Raw genomic sequence first — 18,241 nt, 5'->3', positions numbered from 1 at the left:
TGCGAGCACAAAAAAACCCGCACATTGGCGGGCTGGATGGTTGTCTACTGTTTAGATCATGGTCTGTACGTTTTACTGCACATATAACCCATGACCGTTACCACCTGGGAAACACTTCCAGGTGCATGCTGAAACGTGTAAGCCTCAATGGCTTTATAGGCCGCGGCCTGTAGGCCTGGGGCTTCAATGCTTCCAGCCCACATCAGCAAGCTGTCTTCTGATTCTCCACTGCTTACGCGATCCCTGACCTCCATAGCCATTTCGGTTAGCTTTTGGCGGTCACGGCATTCGCTAATCGTTTGGGCGGAAGCGAATACCGGAAACATGCACACGACCACGACCAAGCCAGCTATCAACTTTTTCATACCTACACCCTCTCGCTACTTAACATCGCCATAAAGTCACTTTCACCCAGAATGCGTAAAGGGTGCCCTTTCTGAATTAACTCTTCGGCTTTTCGGTGCTTGCTGCTTTTATCCGATCCGCGTAGGTACCTTATGTCTTGATCACCGACAACCAGCATGGTGGTTTTCTTGCTAACACCGGATAGCGGTATGCAACCGAGCTGGGCGGCCGCTTCACGCGCTTGCTCTCGCGTCATGCAGAGGGCGCCAGTGAAAACAATCCCTTCCCCTAATAACGCGCCTTCCGGATTTACTTCGTAGGTGGATACGTGACGCTCAGGATTTATAGGAGTCGCAACTCGCTTGAGCCAGTCAGCCACACCCAGGCCGCTTACAGCCATGGCTTGTAGGAATATTTCTCCAGCAGCAATAGCATCGGCTTTGGCATCGTGGTGGTTAACCAGCTTAACGCCCAAGCGCTTGGCGGTTTTGGCTAAAGCTACACCGTGCGTTGCCGCCTCTTCTGGCCACGCCCTTCTAACGACGGGATGCAGATTAAGCCAAGCCGTTACCGTCAGCTCCCACCCATAGCGATAGCAAGCTTGCGCCATGGCGGTTTTATCGAAATGGCCATAGGAGACGACCGGGTCATCGCCAAGTACCTGCTGAATGCCTGGCAGTGCTTCTGAGAAATTCGGCTTCCCCTGCACCTGCTCTGGGGTTATGCCATGAATAGCAATGTTGAATTCGTCGAACTCATCTTCTGGGTCGATCAGTATCGAGTGAGCCCCTACACGCTGGCCATCTTCGTACACCGCCAGCCCAACCTGACAAATAGAGCTCATGTCGGGGTTGGCGGTTTCCACGTCTATTACTACAAATCGCTCTGCCACAATGCGCCCTCCTAATTAATACGCCTTAGGCAGATTGCGACAAAGTTAACTTATATTCAATTACACCTATGGGCCTCAGGCCACAAACGCACCATCCCCTCTATAATCGGCCGGCAGATCCATCACATTCATCAGCTCCCGCACGTTGATGCGCTGCTGTTCTTCCTGCAGGAAACTCAACTCGGCGCGTTTCTCGATGATCTCGGTAACCTGCGCTTGCTGCTCGGCTTCCTGCTCGGCTAGGTGGCTTTGATCATTAAACGCCGCGAGCGCGCCCGCTTCGATGTGCTGGATCTGGCCTAGCAGTTTGTCTTGCTCGTCATAATCCAGGCGGGCAAATTTGGGGTGGCCATAGAGCGAGGTGTAGTCGATACCCAGGCGTTGCCCGCCTGCCATACCGATGGCCGTGCGCCACTGGGTGCGCATCGCTAAGAACAGTTCCAGCGCTGGCCAGTGTTCTTCCCACACCTCAAAGTGTTTAGGCGCTTCGGGTGTGTCGGCGTCTTTCAGCCCCCAGCGGTCAGTGTCTTTCTTTCGCTGATCTCTGGGGGCTGGGCCACTGGCCCACCACTGGCCAGCGCCGCTTAGTTTTTTGCAGCGGCCTGGTTGCGGCCTTCCTGTGCGGCGTACCAGCTGAGGATCAACGGCCGGCGAATATAGGTTTCTTGCATTAGCTGCTCGACCAGCTCTTTATCAAACGGCAAATCCTTTTTGTCTTCGCCTTTAATGCCGGTGATATTCACCAGATCTTCTAAAAATTCTTCATCTTTTCTCTTACCTGCCTGAGCCGCTTCAACGGTGGCGCGGTAATCATCCCATTTACGCAGCGTCCACTCTGCTTGGATCGTTGATGCTTTCTTATCGCCCGGCACTTGAATAGGCACATCGACGGTAACGGTGGGGATTTTCTTCAGAATGAGAGACATTGTGTGTTCCTTTGATTAGCACAAACAAGCACGCCACCCTTAGGCGGCGCGGTGTGGTTAGCGGTTATGGGTTGAGTGCTTAGCGGAAAACGTAGCGGTAGTCGCCATCGCCTTCGGGCGCGGAAAGCAGGCGGGTATCCATCGTGGAATGGGTAATCCCTTGAACCTCGGTTTCGGCGTAATTCGAGAGCTGCACGCGGGTGGCTTCAAAATCCACGATATTGCCGGGGGTTTTGTTATGGGAGAACGTTACCGTGTCTACTACCGTGCCGTTATGCGACTCAATCTTTTCATAGATATTGAAGTCAGCAAGGCGCGGCTTCTGGATATTGACCTGCCCAGCGGCATTCCGGTTAGTCAGGTGCACGCCCTCATAACCGGGCAAGTTGCGGTGCTCTACCTGTCCAGACATATCGAACGACCAGGACTGCATCGGCGCAGCGTAGCCGAAGAACGTGAACGTGCTGTTTTGCTTGTTCACCGGCACTTCGCCAGCCTGGGGCGCACGGGTCGCGCCTGCAGGCGGCGCTTCAGTTGTTGGTCGCACATATAGCCCGGTGAGATTGAACTCAAAGTAAGGCATGCCTTTAGCATCGGTGGTACGCGTCAAGGTACCGCGCACTCCCGGTAATACCTGCAGCTCGTCATCATCAGACCACCAAAGCAGCGAGATAGAACTGAAGTTGCTGGAAACCGGGTCGTATATCACCTTCTCTTCGTCCACGGTCATATCGATTGTTTCGCTATGACCAGAGCACAACATTAACGGCCAGAATGAAGGCGGCACGCCGGGCGTCCCTGAGCCTGCGTAGGGTACGCGAATCGTACGCGTGGAATACGGCGCAACGTTGATCTGCTCGTTAGCACCAAAGCCCGGTTTGACGCGCTCGCGCTCGGCGGTATCGCCTTGATAAACGCCCGGCGAATCCTTGGTCATTACATCAAAAAACACGGCGGTGCTTAGGTCGGTGGGCGTGACGCCGTACTCATCTTCAATGACCGCCGCAACGGTCAGAATTCGCCAGAGTAGTGGTTCATTACTCATCGCCTGTTACCTCTTTTTTGGCCACCGCCTTGGTGGGCTTGGGTGCTACGGCGTCGGCTTTCACCGACGCGGGTTTTGAATCGGGCGCTTTCGCGGTCTTCACGGGCGCCGGTTTGGTTTCGTGCGTTAGCACACGCTTGCCGTCACGGATCTCGTAGCGGCCTCCAATGCTGGGCATGGGGGTTTCCTCCAGGCGTAAAAAACCCGCACGCGGCGGGGCTGTTTGGGTGGTGGTGGGTTAGCTACGAATCAGGCGATCATAGCTGTACAGCTCACGCCAATAGACGTGACTGCCGGAGACAGCAACGCGCTGCCCGCCTGCGTATTCCAGGGGGGCGACGGCATCTGCCGGGTTCTCTAAACCCAGCAGGGCCGCCGTAATGGCGCGGCGCTGTGTGTCGACTTGGCTTTGCTCGGCGACCAGTACCACTGCGATATGCTCGGTAACGGTTTGCCGCACGTTCATGGTGCCTAGCTCATTGGGCGTTGTAGCGGCATGCACGGGGTGAATGAAAGCAGCGGGCAGCGCGGGCGCAGCCATCGCTAGGCTGGTGGCTTGTAACTCAAAATGGGCGCGGTATTGGCGCTGGTCGTATTCGTAATCGGTGGCCGCGTCGGTGATCTCCCAGCCTTCAATGCCGCTTTGTCCGGCTACGCGCTCAATCAATTGGGTAGACATGGTTCGCAGCGGGTCAAAGTCAGGCGAACGTAAACTCAGCACGTATGTATCCACACGCCCCAGGCGATAGCCGTCTAGCTCAATACCGCTTTGCCCTGCCAGGTTATAAACGCCGTTGGTACCGGGTGCGCTGGCGGGTAGGTTGAGCGGCCATAGGTTGCCGCCCACCACAGGATCCACTAGGGCGACTAACCCAGGCACGGTATCGGCTCGGCTAGGGTCGGCTTCACTGCTGGGGGCTGCGGTAATGCCTGCCCCGCCCAGCGCGGTGATAATGTCGCTAATCATGCAATGGCCCCTTTGGTTCGTTGACGGTCAAGGTACTTGGAGAGCCCACCATAAAAGCGCCCAGCTGCCCCGCTTTCGTGCTGCTGCATGGCAGGCCATAGAAAGGGGTTAGCCTCCATGCGCTCGGTACCGTGCTCTTGCCATAGGCCTTTGCGACCTTGAAACACGCCATTGATGCGGCGGTTGGTACCCACGAGGAGGCCGACCTCGCCCGGGCGAAACCCTAAGCGGCCGCGCTGGCGTTTATTGATATTCAAGTGGCCAACGGCTTTGGCCATGTCGCCGCTTTCGGTCGGCGCTACTTGCTTGGCGGTACGCTTAACGGGGGCAACAACAGCCACCAAGCCCGCTCGAACCGCGCGTTCTTTAATGTTGTCTTCCAGGGCGCGCAGTTCTTGGCGCATCGCGTCTAGGTCGACGCCCTGAACCTGCCAATCAAACCCACTCATGACACATCAGCTCCAGTTCAGTACGGCGCCCGCCAAGATCTATCGGGCGGCCTTCCAGTTGGTAGGTCACCTCGCCATGGCGTAGCCGTAGGGTTTTACCGGTGGCGGCAGCGATGTCTGCCCGGTAGCGGATGCGGATGCGGGCGGTGGTTTCGGCGTTGGCTTCTTGCGCGGCAAACAAGGTACGGCCGCGTAGCTGCTCCACTTCGGCCCACACCCTGCCACCGGGCTGCCACTCTTCTGGTGTGGCACCTGAATCCGTACGCTCGCCCTTCTGCCACCATTCGAAGATGACCTGTTCTCGCTTCTTTCCGATCTGCATACGTCACCCCACGCTATAAATTCGGTGTGGCGCCAGCAGCATGTCCACGCCCATAGGCGCTTCGCTGGATATTGTGCCGATGACCACGCTTTCGCGGTTTTCGTACCAGTGCCCGACTAACAGCAGCACCGCAATGTCTACGTCAGGCGGAGTATCTTCCGCACCAGCCGTGGCAGTGATCGTGATGCACTCGGGTTCATCTGTGGTGCTTGGCCATCGGGTGCCCCACTGTGGCGCCAACAGCGGGTAGATGGGCCGGGTGTCGAGCCTCAAGGTTTCGGCATCGAGTGATTGCTCATTGCCTTCGGGGTCGATGTACTCCATTGACTCGATGGCGGTCACCGGAGACCACGGTAGCTCTATTGCTTTGCTGCCCATTGGGAAGGCATCAAGCACCAGGGTTTTAGTGCGGCTGACCAGCACTGCCTGGGTATCGTGTTCGGCGTATTGGTAGGCTCCGTTGATGAGCCCTTGAATGATCGCGTCTTCATCGGTGTAGGCCTCTGCCTCTTCTGCTGTGGTGGCCAGCTTGAGGTGCAGTTTGGCGTGTGTGAGCGTGATCATTCAGGGACTCTCGATAGTCAGAAATAGCCATTAGCCAGAAACAACTACGCCGCCTGGTGGCGGCGTTGGCATATCGTTAAGCGCAGTGGGGGTTAAACCTTGTCCGCGCCTTCGGTGCCTTTGGCGGGTTTATTCTCGCCGGCGGCTTTGGCCTTCTCGGCGTCTGCGGCTTTTTGCTCTGATGCGGGGATAGCAATCTTGCGGTCTTTAAGTTGCTTGGCTTTGTCCTCTGGGAAGCCTGCGCGGTCAGTGCGGGAGTAGCGGCCATAGGGTTTTAGAAACACCATGGTGATCAGCTTTGCAGCCGGTTGTTTTGCGGTGGCCATGGGTGGCTCCTGTGATCAAAGGGGTAACGATTAAGGCCCGCACGTGGCGGGCCTTAGGTGTTATTCATCTGCTGTTAGTTAAACTGGCCAGCCTTACCAAGTGACCTCGGTACCCAGCACCAGGCCTTCAGGGTGACGGAAGGCAATATCGTGCTCTTTCACCACGCGCAACAGTGACTGGTTGCGGCTATACGCGGAAACCAGCTGGCCTGCGCCGTCCTTGTAGGTGGCTTCACGGCTGAAGTCGATGGTCATCACATCGCTGTCACCGATGATCACGTCGTTAAAGTCGGCGAAGTAGATCTCGGTTTCGTTGTTGGTGCCCGCCGTGGAGGTATCCAAGTTCACTGGGATAGTGGTGGTATGGCGGATGGGGTAGCCCTTTAACTGGCCTTGGGCCATTTCGGGATACACCTTGTTGCCGTTACCGTCACGCATACCGAAAAGCTTCATGTAAGTACGCGGTGATAAGCCCCAGCCCGGCTCAATCAACAGACTGTCACTCTCCATCAGCTTGAGCATCAGGCTATCGAGATAAGCGTCAATCGTTTGCAGATCGGCGGTACCCGACCATGGCACTACGCGGCCTTCGTCCACACACACCGCGCGGAAACCGGTGGGAGTGTCGTTGGTGCCGTCATCACGCAGGAAGCCTTTGTCTTCCCGCACGGCCATGCTAGCAAGCATGTCGTTTAGGAAGATCTGTTCGACCTGGAAGCCTGCGCGCCCAATCAACTGGTTGCTCATAGGCACCAGCGTGATCATGGTTTTGGCGTTCAGTTTCACATCGTCAGTGTTGGCTTCGCTCGCCAGCACATCAGACCCCTCCCCCACGTAACTAGAGGTTGCGCCAGACGCCATACGGGGAATGCTTAGATTGCCATTCGGTAGCGGCATAGAGCGGGCGCCCAAGGCACGCACGATGGTTTTAGGGCGAAGCAATTCAATCACTTCGTTATGCATGTTTTCCGGCACCAGCGATCCGCCAGAGTTTGCGCTGGTATCAATCGCCATGGCTACGTCAGCATCGCCGATTTCACCGCTGGCGAACTTCGAGGCCAACTGCATATCGCCTTTACCGGCGGCCACGGCCATCGCCATGCGCGCCACCTTGGCGCCGGTGTACTGCTTAAGCTCGGGTTTGATATGCACCGCGGCCGATTGACCACCACCAAAAGCGGGTACCTCTTCGGCGGAAGCGGCATTCATGCGCTCGATGTTTTCAGCGCGGGAAAGCTTGGCGCTGATTTCATCAAACTCGGTGGCCAGCTTTTCAAATTCAGCCAGCTGCTCTTCGTTCAGCTCGCCCGCTTCCATCTCAATAGCGGCCAGCGCCTGCACTTGCGCGTTAATCTCGGCACGCTTGCGGCGGAGTTCTTCAATGCCCATGGGGTATTTCCTCTTCGTTTGTTCAAAAAAATGGCGGCCCCTTGGCCGCCGTGGTGTCGCTCCGCCGCGTGGCTAGAGCTGACAACTGGTGTCGAGCGCCCGCGCCTGGGCGCGAATGCTTCGGTTATTTCGTGGGGTGGTGCCGGTGTTGCTGGTGTAGCGCTGCGCGATGGTGTCGATGGCGTCTTGTGCGGGGGCGATCTCATCGATGAGTTTTAGGGCAAGCGCTTCTTTTGGCCGGAACAGCCGCGCTTGGGTATCAACGATGGCGGACACATCCACCCCGCGGAAGCTGGCCACGGCTTCTGTGAATTCGCTATAGGCGACATCCAACATTCCGTTAATCTCCTGCACGGCTTGGTCGGTGATCGGCTCATGAGGGGAGGCGTTGTTCTTGTGGTCGCCGCGATAGTAGGTGTTGTACTTAATACCGATCTCTTCTTCCCAGCGGCTGACTTCGTAGGTCTCGATAATCACGCCGATGGAGCCCACGCCCGCGGTGGGGCTGGCGACAATGCGAGAACAGGCCGACGCCAAGTAGTAGCCCGCTGAGTAGGCGGCGAAGTTGACCAACGCCGTGATGGGCTTGATGGCCGTACTGGCACGGATAAAATCGGCGAGCTCTTTACAACCCATGGCGTGGCCACCACCGGTGTGGAAGTCGAGCACGATCTCTTCGACCATTTCATGCTTTAACGCGGCGGTGATTTGGCTGCGCAAGCGCTCATACGACAGGATCTCTTCACACGCCGCGTTGATGTGACCACGTCGCGCCACCAGTACACCGTGCACGGGAATAACCGCAATACGACCAGAGACCTGAAGGCGCTGCATTTCGCGGTCTTCCCCGCTGCCCGACTCCATTCCCAGGCTTTGCGGCAGGTCGTTAGCGCGCCCTAGCAAGCGAGGCTCCAACACGTTGCGCACGGCTTGCACGAGCGTTGGGGTAGCGTACAGCGGTGTGTTAAACACCATGGACGCGATGTGCGGGTAGTTGATCATTGCGTGCATGCGAGTATTCCCTCGATCTCTTGCATTTGTTGGGGCGTGGCGTTGAGCGAGTTCTGCATCTGCTGTGAATCCACCATGTTCATGGGGCTCAGGTAGCGATCGCCGCCCTTGATAGGCGGCATGTTTTCCAAGCGGCGAATATCGTTAACACTCAACCAACCCCACTGGCGGGCAATTGCGTAGGCTTCAAAGCGTGACTTCTGGTCTCCGCGCAGCAGGCCGGATACGTTGAATTCGATGTAAAGATTTTTGCGCTCGCTGGGGATGAGCAGGTCGCGCATCATCGCGGCCTCTTTGCGCTTGATCCACGGCATCAGCGTGTAGATGACGAACTGCAGGCCAAGGTGCTCGATGTTGTTGAACGTGGCTTTGTCCAGGTGCTGGATCATGTTGGGCGCGACGCGATATAGCCGGCACACTTCCACCACCCCGAAGTTACGAGACTCCAGTAGCTGGGCCTTTTCGTTGTCCATCGCTAGCTGTTTGTACTGCATGCCCTCTTGCAGCAATGCCACTGAGAACGCGTTGCGTAGCCCTCCGCCGTGGCGCTCGGTAAATTTACTCAGGAGCCGATCGACCGAGGCTTGGTCTTTAATCGCTGCCGATTCTTTGGGGCGCTCAATCACACCGGCCATCGTAGCGCCACGCTGAAACACTGCTGACGCGTGTTGCTCTGTAGCCATGGTTAAGCCGATGGTGTCGGCGTTGGTAGCGATGGGTGAAAGTCCTACATAGCCATCTAGCGAGAACGCTTTAACGTGATGCACTGAGCGCATCGGCAATATCTGGTTTTTGTAATCCAGCAGCTGATAATACGGCAGGCCATCCGGCCCTTTTAGCACCCCAACCTTCTTGGGGTGGACGGGGATTAGCTCTGTTGGGAAGCCAGCGCCATCACGCTCGATCAGCGAGTATTCGTTTCCTTCCAGTGCCAGGTGGCCCATGCCCTGTTCGTAATACTCGAACGTGGTGTCTTTTCGGTTGGGCTGGCTATGGATCACGTCATACAGCGGGTGATCGGTCGCACGCTCACGCCCGCCTTTGTCGTCGCGGCGGTAGAGCTCACAGGGCAACTGCGCCAGCGACTCAGCTAGCAGCGTGACGCAGCCGCGTAGCGCGCTGACTCCCAGGGCGGTTTCAGTGTTCACCATGGTGCCGGCGGCGCTTTGGCGGCTGGTGTTAGAGCTCACCCAATTGCCCGTCCAATTCTGGCTTTTCTGGGGGCTGCCTGTGGCGGGAGAATTGAAGAGGCTAGGCCAGAACATTAGCTATCCTCTTCGTTTTTGGTGACCGATGGCGGCTGGTTAGCCTGGGCAGCTGCTTTGGAAGCCAGCCACGACCAGAACAGGCAGAAGCTGCCCGCGACGATATAGCCCGCGGCGGGCAGTACCAGCCACGCGCCAAACGCGACGAGCCCGACACCCAGCAGGCCGACTGTGAAGGTTAGGAGATTGATCAGCATGTAACGTCCGAGGTGTCGTAAATGGATTCTTCCGGCTCGTCGTTTTCGGTGAGCACGGCGCGACCGAGCGCCATCAAGATGGCGATGATGCCGTCGATCTTGTTGTCGAGCTTTTCTTTGCGTGGGTAGATGTTGTCTTTAGCATCTGCCTTGGCGACCACATTGCTGGCCATCCAGGTGAGCACCGGATCCTTGGCATGCCGGAAGCGCCCGCCTGTGATGGCGGCTTCCATTTCCCGCATGGCGGGGCTCATGTTTTGAACGGTGTTGCGGTACTCGACGATGCTGGCACCGTCTGCCATTAACTGGTGGGCAAGCTGGGTGGCGCGCCAAGGGTCGTAGGCAATTTCGGTGATCTCGAATAAGCCCGCCAGGTCTTTGATGTCATCGCGGATCACATCGAAGTCGAGCTCTTCGCCATCGGTGATAATCAGGTCACCGCTATTCACCCAGGTTTCATAAGCCGCCTTGTTGTTACTGGCCCGCTCCACGGCGCCTTCCGGTAGGTAGTTACGAACGAACACCGTCCAGCGGGTTTTCATGCGCCCTTTCTTATCGGGCACTTCGTCACGGAATAGCAGCGCGATGCTCGCGATGTCGGTCTTACTGGCGAGATCCACGCCTAACCAGCAGGCCTTGCCGATGAAGTCTTCTATGTTTAACGACTCATCACCGAGCGCGTGCCAACTGGCCATGTTGAGCCACGCAGTGCGCGCACTCACCCAGACATTCAGGTGCTTAGTGAGGAAGCTGTTTTGTCGGCTTGGGTAGCGAACGGCGTCGCGCTGGGCCTTGAGTAGAAACTCTTCACCAACCGAGATACCGAAGTTCGGGTTAGCCTTGCGCAGTATCGCGGGGTCTTTCCAATCGTCGCCGGCATCAATGGTATAAATAACGGCGAACAGCTCATCATTCGGCAGCGATTTATCAAGCATTTGCTGCGCCTGACGGCGCTTGTCATAACAAGGCCCGGCTAGGTTGAAGCCCGCGGTGGTGATGATGAACATCAACCCTTGATCACGTGACCCCATGCCGGTGGCCATGGTGTCGTACAAGTTGGGCTTATCGTGCTCGTGGAACTCATCGACTATCGAACCACTTGGCGAGGAGCCGTCGCCCGGGTCGCCAATCAATGGCTCTAACCGCGAACCATCCTCTGGTATCGAGATGTTCTTGGCCATGATCTCGATGCCAGCCGCACTGACCAGCTCGGGTGACTTCATTAGCATCAAGCGTGCAGGCCGGAACACTTCCCATGCTTGCTTCTCTGTGGTCGCGCCACAGTAGACTTCTGCGCCGTACTCGCCATCAGCGCAAAACAACAGGTTGGCAATTGCAGCCGCCAACACTGATTTACCGTTCTTACGCTCTACTTCAATGTAGGCCTCTGAAAAGCGGCGTAGTCCGGTTTTCTTTTTGAGCCACCCAAAAATGCAGGCAACGATAAACAGCTGCCACGGCTCCAAGGTAATGAGCCGTTTCTCACGCGCCCACCTGCCCTTAGTGTGAGGCAGTAGTTGAATGAAGTCGCAACAGCGCTCGGCTTCGTCCTTATCGAACCGGTACGGATATGACCGGGACTTCTGCGCCTTGAGATCGTCCAGATGGCGCTGGCAGGCCTGCCGCACCTCCTTGCACGCGGGAATCTTTTTGGCCACTACGTCCCGAGCGTACTTGTTCGCGGCGTTGACGTTCGGGTAACTGGCCATGGAGCTTCATCGCTTTTTGCCTATCAGGTCTTTGAAGGGGTTGCCGGCTTCTTTCGCGCCAGGTATTGCGAGGCGCGAACGGCTGGAAGGATCCAAGCCTAAGGCGCTGCCAAACGTCACGAGCTGCTTAAGGGATTCATTCGCCACAGTGCAGGCTGGGTTTTTCACTTCCGAGTTCATGCCCTGCACCGTGATGCCTTTTATAGCGATGTTCTCTTCTGCTTTACGCCAGCGGGCATAAGCTGCGCAGTAGGCTTCCAGGTTGGCAAGGTCAGATCCGGTAAGGATCTTGGAGCTCACTAGCCAAGGGCCAATTTTCTCCCACATCTGGATGCCGATCGGATCAAGCCAATCCGGCGGAAGCGGCACTTCAGTGAGCTCTTCACCTTCGGGTTCATCGTGGTTCACACCACGCTTTCCAGGGTTGCCTTGCACCGCTTTCAGGTGGCTCGGTTTAGGTTTGCGACCTTGTCTCATTTGCTAATTCCTCGCGCCGACCTGATTTTTTAATTTCGCGGGTATAAAAATTTAATGGTGGCGTCGGTGTCCGCTGACGCAGGGCTGTAGAGATTTGATCCCCCCCTCCCCCTCAGGCGTCCGCGCCACGCCCCCGGCGCGCCTCTGCCTGCGTCTTGGCCTTGTGACACGGCCCGCATATCGCCTGCAAGTTGTCGTCGTTGTCAGTGCCGCCCTCGGCGATATTGACGATGTGGTCAACCTCAACGGCTGGGGTGTAAATACCTAGGTGCAGACACGGCTGGCACAGGCCTTTATCACGTTGAAGGATGCGCTCACGTATACGCCGCCATGGCCTGCCGCCGCGATCCTGCTTAGCTCTGGGTGACTTCTTCCAGGTGACGGCTTGGTCGGCGTGCTTGTCGCAGTAGCCGTGCTTATGCGTAGTTTTGCCTGCGCACATTGGCGCCCGGCATGGGCGTGGCGGCGAGCTAGGCATTAGCTGAAAGGAGTTTCTTAAGCCAACGGAAGAACCGGGCGACCTGCGCAACAGCGGCAGCTAACAGCCAGAAGGCGCGGTTGTTGGGTAGTGGCATCACTCATCCCCTGCATCGTTAGTCAGTATCTCGACCACCGCCGCCCGATCTGCATTAAACCGGCGGCGCATCGCTTCATACTCAGCGAGCAACAGCAGCAAGCCCTTTTGGCTCTGAAGGATCAGCGCTGGTGCGGGTAGCTCACTGGTGAGGCGTTCGGGTACTGTCGGGCCGTAGCACTGCATCTCCATCGGCTGGACGTTGGAGCTCGCGCACCCAGTCACCAATGCCAACAGGCAGATCCCGATCAAGCCACGCGCGGATCTCAGCATTCTGTTCTCCCAGTTGATCAAGCGCGGCTGTGCTGGCGCTTATGTCTTCTGCGATAGCGCTTAACTTCCGATCACGCTCAGCCATGGCGGTGTTCAACGTCTCGATCTGCTGGCGCTGCCACTGCTGGTGCTCTTGCAGTATCTCGGCGCGGCTGCGCTGGCGCTCGGCTTCGGCTTGGTAGGCGTCTCGCTGGGTGGTGATGTGCTGCCAATATAAGTAGGCGCTGACCAAGGCTAGGCCGCCAACTACCAGGCCAAGGGCTTTAGCCTTTAGCGACGCAATCACAGGTCGCGCCCCTTGATGGACTGTTTAAGCGCGCGGGCGCCTGCAGCCATCATTGCCACGGCAGTGGATGCAGCAGCGAATGCACCGGCAGGTATCACGCCCTGCCATAGCGGCAAGGTCGCTTCTAGCGCGGCGAGCAAGGCAGCGGCGAAGGAAAGCCGAACACTCCAGAACTGGTGCCAATGCTTAGCATCGTCGGTTAGTTTCACGACCACCCCCTGAAATGCTGGATCAATACATTGCCAACGAACGAACCCGCCGCACCTAACAGCACCAACATGGTCGCGCCAACGATAGCCCAGCGGCCTAGCAGCGTTTTTCCCTGCTGAGAGCTCATCGTGGCCGCTACCGCATGGTTTAGCTCAACCTCACGCATACGTGCAGACAGCTCGGCAATCTGGGCCGCTTGCCCCTCGATCTGACCAGCGTGGTTATTCTGGCGCTCCTCCATACGCGTTAAGCGATCCAGCACCTGCGTGATACTGGCCTCGATGCGATCTAGCTGGGTATCTCTGCTTGGAACCTCAGTCATTGCCACGATGCCTCCTGCGAGGCCTTAACCTGCGCATCTATCTGGTCTATCCAATGACCATCCCACTCTTCAGGCGTATCGGCCCACATATCGTGAAGGCCATCGCGATAATTCCGCCAATCAAAGCAAGGGCAACCGCGAGACTCATGTCCAGGGAAACCGTTGTGGCCCATGATGAGCGCCTTGGGATAGCGCTCGTGTAGCTCGGTAAGCAATGCGTCAAGCGCGTTCCACTGAGCCGCCGTGAAGTTATCTTCCGGCGTAACGCCGTCATCCTTCACGCCGCCCGCCATGCATACACCGATGTTGCCGGTGTTGTAGCCGCCGACATGGGCACCTGTTTGGCTTTCGGGTCGACCGTGCTCAAGCGTGCCATCACGACGGATAACATAGTGGTAACCCACGTCACGCCAACCGCGCGCCAAGTGCCATTGGCGAATCTCATCCACGCCAATGTCCATGCTGGCCGTGGTGGCCGCACAGTGAATGGTGAGATAACGCATTAGCACCTCAGGAATAGAAAGGCCCCAACACGGAGGGGCAAGGCATTACCAGATGGCAACGCAAGAGAAAGAGTGCCGGTTACGCTTCCGGCGCTGCACTGTCAGCCGATGGATCCGTGTCGATGGGCTTCGCTCAGTGAGTGCGAATACGTGTAACCCAAGCATCATTGGTTTATTAACGGTCACTGGCTTGCCATCACCAGCTCGGCACTACCCGACTCCCGACACCTGCGCAGAACGCAAAAGCCCCGCTGGGTGACCAGCAGGGCTTCAATGTGTGGTGGCTAGCGTCATTGAGCGCCAGCCTAGATACATAGTAGATCAACCGTGGAGCCAGTGTCAACATGTAGACAACTCAACATGTTCCAATACCACATGATGTACGCAGCTACGTTTAATCGTATGCTAGCTTGCAATGCCTTCACTACCAACCTAGATTTAATGAAAAGATAACTTACATAAAAAGAGAAGATTTACTATAATATACATTCTTCTTGTTAATAAGTCTGTTGAAAAGCTGTGGATAAACGGAGGCAAATAAAATGACAAATAAACTAAAAGCTAAGCTCCTATCCTTCCGAGACCAGAAGAAACAAGGAATGGTTACTGCCGTCAATGTAAGAGGCGCTGGTGTGGCATCTGTTACATCAAAGGGCTTCATGTCTTCTCGCAAAGTTACAAATGTTGTAGGAAAAATCAATCGAACTAAGATTGAGAACTTTGATTACACATAAAAAATAGGTGTATTAAGTGGCTAGCAGTAGGTTCTTACTTTTAATTCTAATACTTATTGCTGGCTACATTTTTATTTCTAATTACACGCTAACTAAAGGTAGAATAGCGAGATCGAACGGGCAACATCTCTACCTTAAAAGTGCCGTATGTGGCCTAATATTTTTTATTATATCTTACTTTCTGCAGAATAAGCTTAGCGACTACTTTCTGTTCAATTACACTCTGAACTTTGTACCCAATGCATTTAAAGAAGATATAGATCAGCTTACAAGAGCTGCCCTACTTGCAATAAGTCTATCAGTTTTCTTCCTTACGTTGCTCCAACTACCAGTATATTGGTCTAGATTCATACTCAATTCTACTTGGCTAGACAGGCAACTCGAAAAACGATTCAGTAATAAATTTGCAAACTTTCTAATCAAGGTTGCGGAAGCCTTGTGGCTTACGTTGCAATATACTGGCTGGAAATACGCACAGTGGGTTGAGCGAGCAAGCCTAGCAGGTAACCCAGTTGACGAACTGTTATTAGACGTAATGCTTGATGAAGATGGTGCAATCATGACTTGTGATGATAATGGGAAGGTCTTCATAGGTTTTATTCTTGAACTACCAGACCCAACACAACCGCATGGTGAGCGGACTATAACTATGGTTCCAATTATGAGTGGCTCTCTATGCAAAGACTTTCAGCAGTTACACATCACAACTGACTATTCCGACACATTACTTCCTACGATTGAAAGTGAAGCCGACGTAGGTACTTATGACTCACCTAGTGATATAGCAATATTGATTTACACAAAAAAAATAAGAATTTTAAGAAGATTCGATTTAGGTATGTTTGAAGCATTTTTTAGAAGAAAGGTTTGTGCGTGCGGGCATGACATTTATCTACCTAAGCCTGTAAGGCAAAATATTATGCTAGCCACCTCTTCTAAAGATGGCTAACTCATCGAGAAATAACGCGTTACAGCTTACTTAACAACAGTAGCTGCACCCTCGCCTGCTTCGCCGCGTCCTTTAGCGCTTGGCCATTCTTAAACAACGGCACCACATGCTTAGTTTCCACTAATTCGCGCCAGCCTGACTCATGCTGGATCATGTCGTAACACACAAGTGTCTTACCGCTCATCATGCCAGGGGAAAATCCCAGGCGCTGCGCATACGTGCCACAATCAGCCGCTATCTGGTCGTAGTTTTTACCCCAAGGGCCAGACACACGGCGATCCGTCTTGGCCGCCTGAATCAATGCCGCCAGCAGGTCGCGCGGTGTGAGGCGAGCGTACTCAAGAAACTGGCGGGCTTCGTCATGAGCAGCGTGCACGCGAATGCCGCGATCATAAGCAATCACCAACGGATCAGCGGCAGCAGTACCGCCACCCGGATGCTCTCCTATCTTTGCTGTTGAGCTGAACGGCTGAAATCCAGGGTTTTCATGGGCGTACCACGTGCGCCTTTCCACCTCCATGTCCAGCACGCGGTTGACAAACACCCGGGGCGCCTCCGGATGGTGGTCAGCATTCGACTTTTTCGCCACTTCACGCAACCGGCTCATAGGCATCCGCTCTAAAACATCACGCATCGCGCTTTCCTCTTTCCGTAACGCTATGGCCATCACTACTTTCCCCCTCAAAATAACAACACTTATGTTGCATAATAAACAGATGTGTTGTATTATTGACTCATCAAAGCAAAGGAGGAGTCATGACATACAACGAGTTCGTCAGATGGTTGAAGAAAATGGGAGTCGAGGTCAGCAAAGGCAAAGGACGCCACAGTATGAAAGCGACCTACAACGGCAAAACGGTTCCACTCCCCTTCCACGGAGCTAAAGAAATAGGTGAAGGGGTCAGGAAAACCATCATCAAGCAACTGGGCCTCAAGTGAGGCCCCAACTTGCAGACACTCGAACGTCATGATTCCTGAAACATTGATAACGATTAGGAGATACCCATGCGATACCCCATCAAACTCGAACCCGATACCGTCGGCTTTATGGCAACCTCCCGCGACCTGCCCGAGTTTGTTGCCGCTGACGAAGACGAGCGCTCCACACTGGTTAACGCCGTTGAGCTGCTGGAAACCACACTTGGCATCTACATCGACGAGCGCCGTCGCGTGCCACGCCCTAGCGAAGCTCAGGATGGAGAGCACCTGGTAGCGGTTCCAGCCTCGACCGTTATCAAAGTGCTGCTTTCCGAAGCGATGCTGGATAAGGGCTGGCGAAAAGCAGACTTGGCCCGGGCTATGAACGTCGCGCCCGTTCAGGTTGACCGCATGTTGGACGTAAACCACAAATCCAAGCTGGCGCAACTCGAAGCGGCCATGGACGCTATGGGCCATCATCTGGAGATTGAGGTTGTCGCGGCATAACATCAGCGGGGGTTTCTCCACTCGGTACCGCCAAGAGGTGCTTTTGTGTAGTGGCTATAAGAAGGCCCCATTCGCGCATACTCCTCGAGCACATGCTTGGCTTCTTCAAGCCCTACCGCCAGCACCGCGCAATAACCGCGCTCCTCTGCCTTCACCAGCCAATCATGCTGGCTATCGGCCAGGGGCGCGGTATGCGGGGGCGATGCCTTAAATTCCATGTAAAGCCCGTGCCACCCCCCGCGGGCATCCATGATCACTAGGTCACTCACACCACTTTTAACGCCCTGGCGCTTCATTGCCGCACCGGTGCTCTTGCTGCGCTGGCCACCGTTGGGAACGTGATAAATAGCGTCGTACAGCTGCCCTACCGGCTCCCCGCGTTTCTTCTCGCCCAACAGCCAGCGGATTAGCACTGCCTGCTCTTGGCCTTCCCAATCAACGGGCCTTGCTCTGGGCGTGCCGTCCGCTTTCAGCTTGCGGGGGCGGCGTGGCGTCTGCATACGTAAGCTCACACCACACCCCCTGAGATCCGCTCATTCAAACGCTGCTGGCGCTCCCATTTGCTGTAATCAGCCATTACCTTATCCAGCATGGCCCGCGCATTGTCGTTGTGGTCTAGCTCGGCACGGCTCTGGATGCCACACGCCTTGCGCAGCCACCGGGTAGCGCCAGCGGCTTTAAAGGTGCCGTCCGGAAATTCCCGATGTTCAAGCGCGTTGTTGTATCGCCAGCGCTGGTCTAGGTAGAGCCAGAAGCGAGGGTTCTGGCAAAGCATTGCGGCGCGGCGTGCCTGCTGGCCGCCCTTTTGATCATTGCCAGTCATCAAATTGCTCTCCCTGCTCATTAAGGTCATTGACCGCTTTAGAGAAGGCGATGGCCGAGCAAGCGACCGTAATAAACACGCCGCTCAGCATGCCGATTAAAAACCATGTCATGCCGTCCATCGCTGACCTCCCCGCTGTGCAATACGCATGCAGTGCTTGCATGCGGGCAATGCTTCGCCAGTCGCGGGGTCGCGAAACTCGCTAGCTGCCTTGCGGTAGTGGCACTGTGGGCATTTGGGCTGTGTGCAGGCCTGGCG

At 55.7% G+C, this 18,241-nt stretch carries 30 protein-coding genes; 4 read left to right on the top strand and 26 right to left on the bottom strand.

Annotated elements, in window-relative coordinates:
* Positions 1-56 precede the first annotated feature (56 nt).
* The 22 genes from HALA3H3_RS17475 to HALA3H3_RS17365 all read right to left on the bottom strand — a co-directional run bounded on the left by HALA3H3_RS17475 (position 57) and on the right by HALA3H3_RS17365 (position 14,052).
* Positions 57-365, bottom strand: coding sequence for a hypothetical protein (locus tag HALA3H3_RS17475; RefSeq protein WP_022522861.1), 309 nt, complete (start codon positions 363-365; stop codon positions 57-59).
* Positions 366-367: 2 nt separating this feature from the next.
* A complete protein-coding gene (locus HALA3H3_RS17470; RefSeq protein ID WP_022522860.1) occupies positions 368-1,237 on the bottom strand; it encodes an exonuclease domain-containing protein in 870 nt (289 codons plus the stop codon).
* A 75-nt stretch (positions 1,238-1,312) separates the two neighbouring features.
* A complete protein-coding gene (locus HALA3H3_RS17465; RefSeq protein WP_241254272.1) occupies positions 1,313-1,747 on the bottom strand; it encodes a DUF1799 domain-containing protein in 435 nt (144 codons plus the stop codon).
* Positions 1,748-1,821: 74 nt separating this feature from the next.
* Positions 1,822-2,163, bottom strand: a complete 342-nt coding sequence (locus HALA3H3_RS17460) for a hypothetical protein (protein ID WP_022522858.1) — start codon at positions 2,161-2,163, stop codon at positions 1,822-1,824.
* Between the two features lie 79 nt (positions 2,164-2,242).
* Positions 2,243-3,208 (bottom strand): hypothetical protein, encoded by a 966-nt coding sequence (locus tag HALA3H3_RS17455; RefSeq protein WP_022522857.1) that lies wholly within the window; start codon positions 3,206-3,208, stop codon positions 2,243-2,245.
* Positions 3,201-3,386, bottom strand: a complete 186-nt coding sequence (locus HALA3H3_RS17450) for a hypothetical protein (RefSeq protein WP_053857031.1) — start codon at positions 3,384-3,386, stop codon at positions 3,201-3,203. Before HALA3H3_RS17450 ends, HALA3H3_RS17455 begins: the two co-directional genes overlap by 8 nt.
* A gap of 60 nt (positions 3,387-3,446) precedes the next feature.
* Positions 3,447-4,175: a phage tail terminator protein gene (locus HALA3H3_RS17445; protein WP_022522856.1), complete on the bottom strand. Its 729-nt coding sequence runs from the start codon at positions 4,173-4,175 to the stop codon at positions 3,447-3,449.
* Entirely contained in the window at positions 4,172-4,624 is a 453-nt protein-coding gene (locus HALA3H3_RS17440; protein ID WP_022522855.1) for an HK97-gp10 family putative phage morphogenesis protein, read from the bottom strand. The genes HALA3H3_RS17445 and HALA3H3_RS17440 overlap by 4 nt, the downstream gene beginning before the upstream one ends.
* Positions 4,611-4,946 carry a phage head closure protein gene (locus HALA3H3_RS17435; RefSeq protein ID WP_022522854.1) on the bottom strand — a complete coding sequence of 112 codons (336 nt, stop codon included), beginning with the start codon at positions 4,944-4,946 and terminating at the stop codon, positions 4,611-4,613. The genes HALA3H3_RS17440 and HALA3H3_RS17435 overlap by 14 nt, the downstream gene beginning before the upstream one ends.
* Positions 4,947-4,949: 3 nt before the next feature.
* Complete coding sequence (locus HALA3H3_RS17430; RefSeq protein WP_022522853.1) at positions 4,950-5,510, bottom strand: head-tail connector protein; 561 nt, start codon at positions 5,508-5,510, stop codon at positions 4,950-4,952.
* 92 nt (positions 5,511-5,602) lie between these two features.
* Positions 5,603-5,836, bottom strand: coding sequence for a hypothetical protein (locus HALA3H3_RS17425; protein WP_022522852.1), 234 nt, complete (start codon positions 5,834-5,836; stop codon positions 5,603-5,605).
* Positions 5,837-5,929: 93 nt separating this feature from the next.
* Positions 5,930-7,225 carry a phage major capsid protein gene (locus HALA3H3_RS17420; RefSeq protein WP_022522851.1) on the bottom strand — a complete coding sequence of 432 codons (1,296 nt, stop codon included), beginning with the start codon at positions 7,223-7,225 and terminating at the stop codon, positions 5,930-5,932.
* Positions 7,226-7,297: 72 nt separating this feature from the next.
* Complete coding sequence (locus tag HALA3H3_RS17415) at positions 7,298-8,236, bottom strand: S49 family peptidase (protein WP_022522850.1); 939 nt, start codon at positions 8,234-8,236, stop codon at positions 7,298-7,300.
* Positions 8,224-9,501 (bottom strand): phage portal protein, encoded by a 1,278-nt coding sequence (locus HALA3H3_RS17410; protein ID WP_022522849.1) that lies wholly within the window; start codon positions 9,499-9,501, stop codon positions 8,224-8,226. The genes HALA3H3_RS17415 and HALA3H3_RS17410 overlap by 13 nt, the downstream gene beginning before the upstream one ends.
* Entirely contained in the window at positions 9,501-9,698 is a 198-nt protein-coding gene (locus HALA3H3_RS17405; protein WP_022522848.1) for a hypothetical protein, read from the bottom strand. Before HALA3H3_RS17405 ends, HALA3H3_RS17410 begins: the two co-directional genes overlap by 1 nt.
* Positions 9,692-11,407 carry a terminase large subunit gene (locus HALA3H3_RS17400; protein ID WP_022522847.1) on the bottom strand — a complete coding sequence of 572 codons (1,716 nt, stop codon included), beginning with the start codon at positions 11,405-11,407 and terminating at the stop codon, positions 9,692-9,694. Before HALA3H3_RS17400 ends, HALA3H3_RS17405 begins: the two co-directional genes overlap by 7 nt.
* A gap of 6 nt (positions 11,408-11,413) precedes the next feature.
* Complete coding sequence (locus HALA3H3_RS17395; protein WP_022522846.1) at positions 11,414-11,884, bottom strand: phage terminase small subunit P27 family; 471 nt, start codon at positions 11,882-11,884, stop codon at positions 11,414-11,416.
* Between the two features lie 112 nt (positions 11,885-11,996).
* On the bottom strand, positions 11,997-12,326 hold the full coding sequence (locus HALA3H3_RS17390) for an HNH endonuclease (RefSeq protein WP_238326092.1): 330 nt from the start codon (positions 12,324-12,326) through the stop codon (positions 11,997-11,999).
* A gap of 274 nt (positions 12,327-12,600) precedes the next feature.
* Entirely contained in the window at positions 12,601-13,017 is a 417-nt protein-coding gene (locus tag HALA3H3_RS17380; protein ID WP_022522844.1) for a hypothetical protein, read from the bottom strand.
* The gene (locus HALA3H3_RS17375; protein WP_022522843.1) at positions 13,014-13,226 is read right to left on the bottom strand and encodes a DUF7940 domain-containing protein; all 213 of its coding nucleotides are present in this window, start codon (positions 13,224-13,226) and stop codon (positions 13,014-13,016) included. Before HALA3H3_RS17375 ends, HALA3H3_RS17380 begins: the two co-directional genes overlap by 4 nt.
* Positions 13,223-13,549, bottom strand: coding sequence for a hypothetical protein (locus HALA3H3_RS17370; protein WP_022522842.1), 327 nt, complete (start codon positions 13,547-13,549; stop codon positions 13,223-13,225). The genes HALA3H3_RS17375 and HALA3H3_RS17370 overlap by 4 nt, the downstream gene beginning before the upstream one ends.
* A complete protein-coding gene (locus tag HALA3H3_RS17365) occupies positions 13,546-14,052 on the bottom strand; it encodes an N-acetylmuramoyl-L-alanine amidase (protein ID WP_022522841.1) in 507 nt (168 codons plus the stop codon). Before HALA3H3_RS17365 ends, HALA3H3_RS17370 begins: the two co-directional genes overlap by 4 nt.
* A gap of 542 nt (positions 14,053-14,594) precedes the next feature.
* Between HALA3H3_RS17365 and HALA3H3_RS17360 the strand changes: the two genes are divergently transcribed.
* Together HALA3H3_RS17360 and HALA3H3_RS17355 are read left to right on the top strand one after the other, a co-directional pair.
* Positions 14,595-14,786 carry a hypothetical protein gene (locus HALA3H3_RS17360; protein ID WP_053857028.1) on the top strand — a complete coding sequence of 64 codons (192 nt, stop codon included), beginning with the start codon at positions 14,595-14,597 and terminating at the stop codon, positions 14,784-14,786.
* 16 nt (positions 14,787-14,802) lie between these two features.
* The gene (locus HALA3H3_RS17355) at positions 14,803-15,735 is read left to right on the top strand and encodes a hypothetical protein (protein ID WP_022522840.1); all 933 of its coding nucleotides are present in this window, start codon (positions 14,803-14,805) and stop codon (positions 15,733-15,735) included.
* A gap of 19 nt (positions 15,736-15,754) precedes the next feature.
* Here the strand turns inward: HALA3H3_RS17355 and HALA3H3_RS17350 are convergent, their stop codons facing one another.
* A complete protein-coding gene (locus tag HALA3H3_RS17350; RefSeq protein WP_022522839.1) occupies positions 15,755-16,369 on the bottom strand; it encodes a hypothetical protein in 615 nt (204 codons plus the stop codon).
* Positions 16,370-16,491: 122 nt separating this feature from the next.
* Here HALA3H3_RS17350 and HALA3H3_RS17345 point away from each other — a divergent pair, with 122 nt between their 5' ends.
* On the top strand, positions 16,492-16,674 hold the full coding sequence (locus tag HALA3H3_RS17345) for a type II toxin-antitoxin system HicA family toxin (RefSeq protein ID WP_053857027.1): 183 nt from the start codon (positions 16,492-16,494) through the stop codon (positions 16,672-16,674).
* 66 nt (positions 16,675-16,740) lie between these two features.
* Positions 16,741-17,160, top strand: coding sequence for a type II toxin-antitoxin system HicB family antitoxin (locus HALA3H3_RS17340; protein WP_022522837.1), 420 nt, complete (start codon positions 16,741-16,743; stop codon positions 17,158-17,160).
* A gap of 2 nt (positions 17,161-17,162) precedes the next feature.
* Here the strand turns inward: HALA3H3_RS17340 and HALA3H3_RS17335 are convergent, their stop codons facing one another.
* The 3 genes from HALA3H3_RS17335 to HALA3H3_RS27665 are packed head-to-tail and all read right to left on the bottom strand — an operon-like array spanning position 17,163 to position 18,104.
* A complete protein-coding gene (locus HALA3H3_RS17335) occupies positions 17,163-17,672 on the bottom strand; it encodes a VRR-NUC domain-containing protein (protein WP_022522836.1) in 510 nt (169 codons plus the stop codon).
* A complete protein-coding gene (locus tag HALA3H3_RS17330; RefSeq protein WP_053857026.1) occupies positions 17,669-17,983 on the bottom strand; it encodes a hypothetical protein in 315 nt (104 codons plus the stop codon). Before HALA3H3_RS17330 ends, HALA3H3_RS17335 begins: the two co-directional genes overlap by 4 nt.
* Positions 17,970-18,104, bottom strand: a complete 135-nt coding sequence (locus HALA3H3_RS27665) for a hypothetical protein (RefSeq protein WP_258955951.1) — start codon at positions 18,102-18,104, stop codon at positions 17,970-17,972. Before HALA3H3_RS27665 ends, HALA3H3_RS17330 begins: the two co-directional genes overlap by 14 nt.
* Positions 18,105-18,241 lie beyond the last annotated feature (137 nt).

It is taken from the genome of Halomonas sp. A3H3 (genome assembly GCF_000982975.1).
GTDB classification, from domain to species: Bacteria; Pseudomonadota; Gammaproteobacteria; order Pseudomonadales; family Halomonadaceae; genus Vreelandella; species Vreelandella titanicae.
The sequence above is the reverse complement of the archived record's forward strand: the minus strand, read 5'-3'. Positions and strand labels throughout refer to the sequence as shown.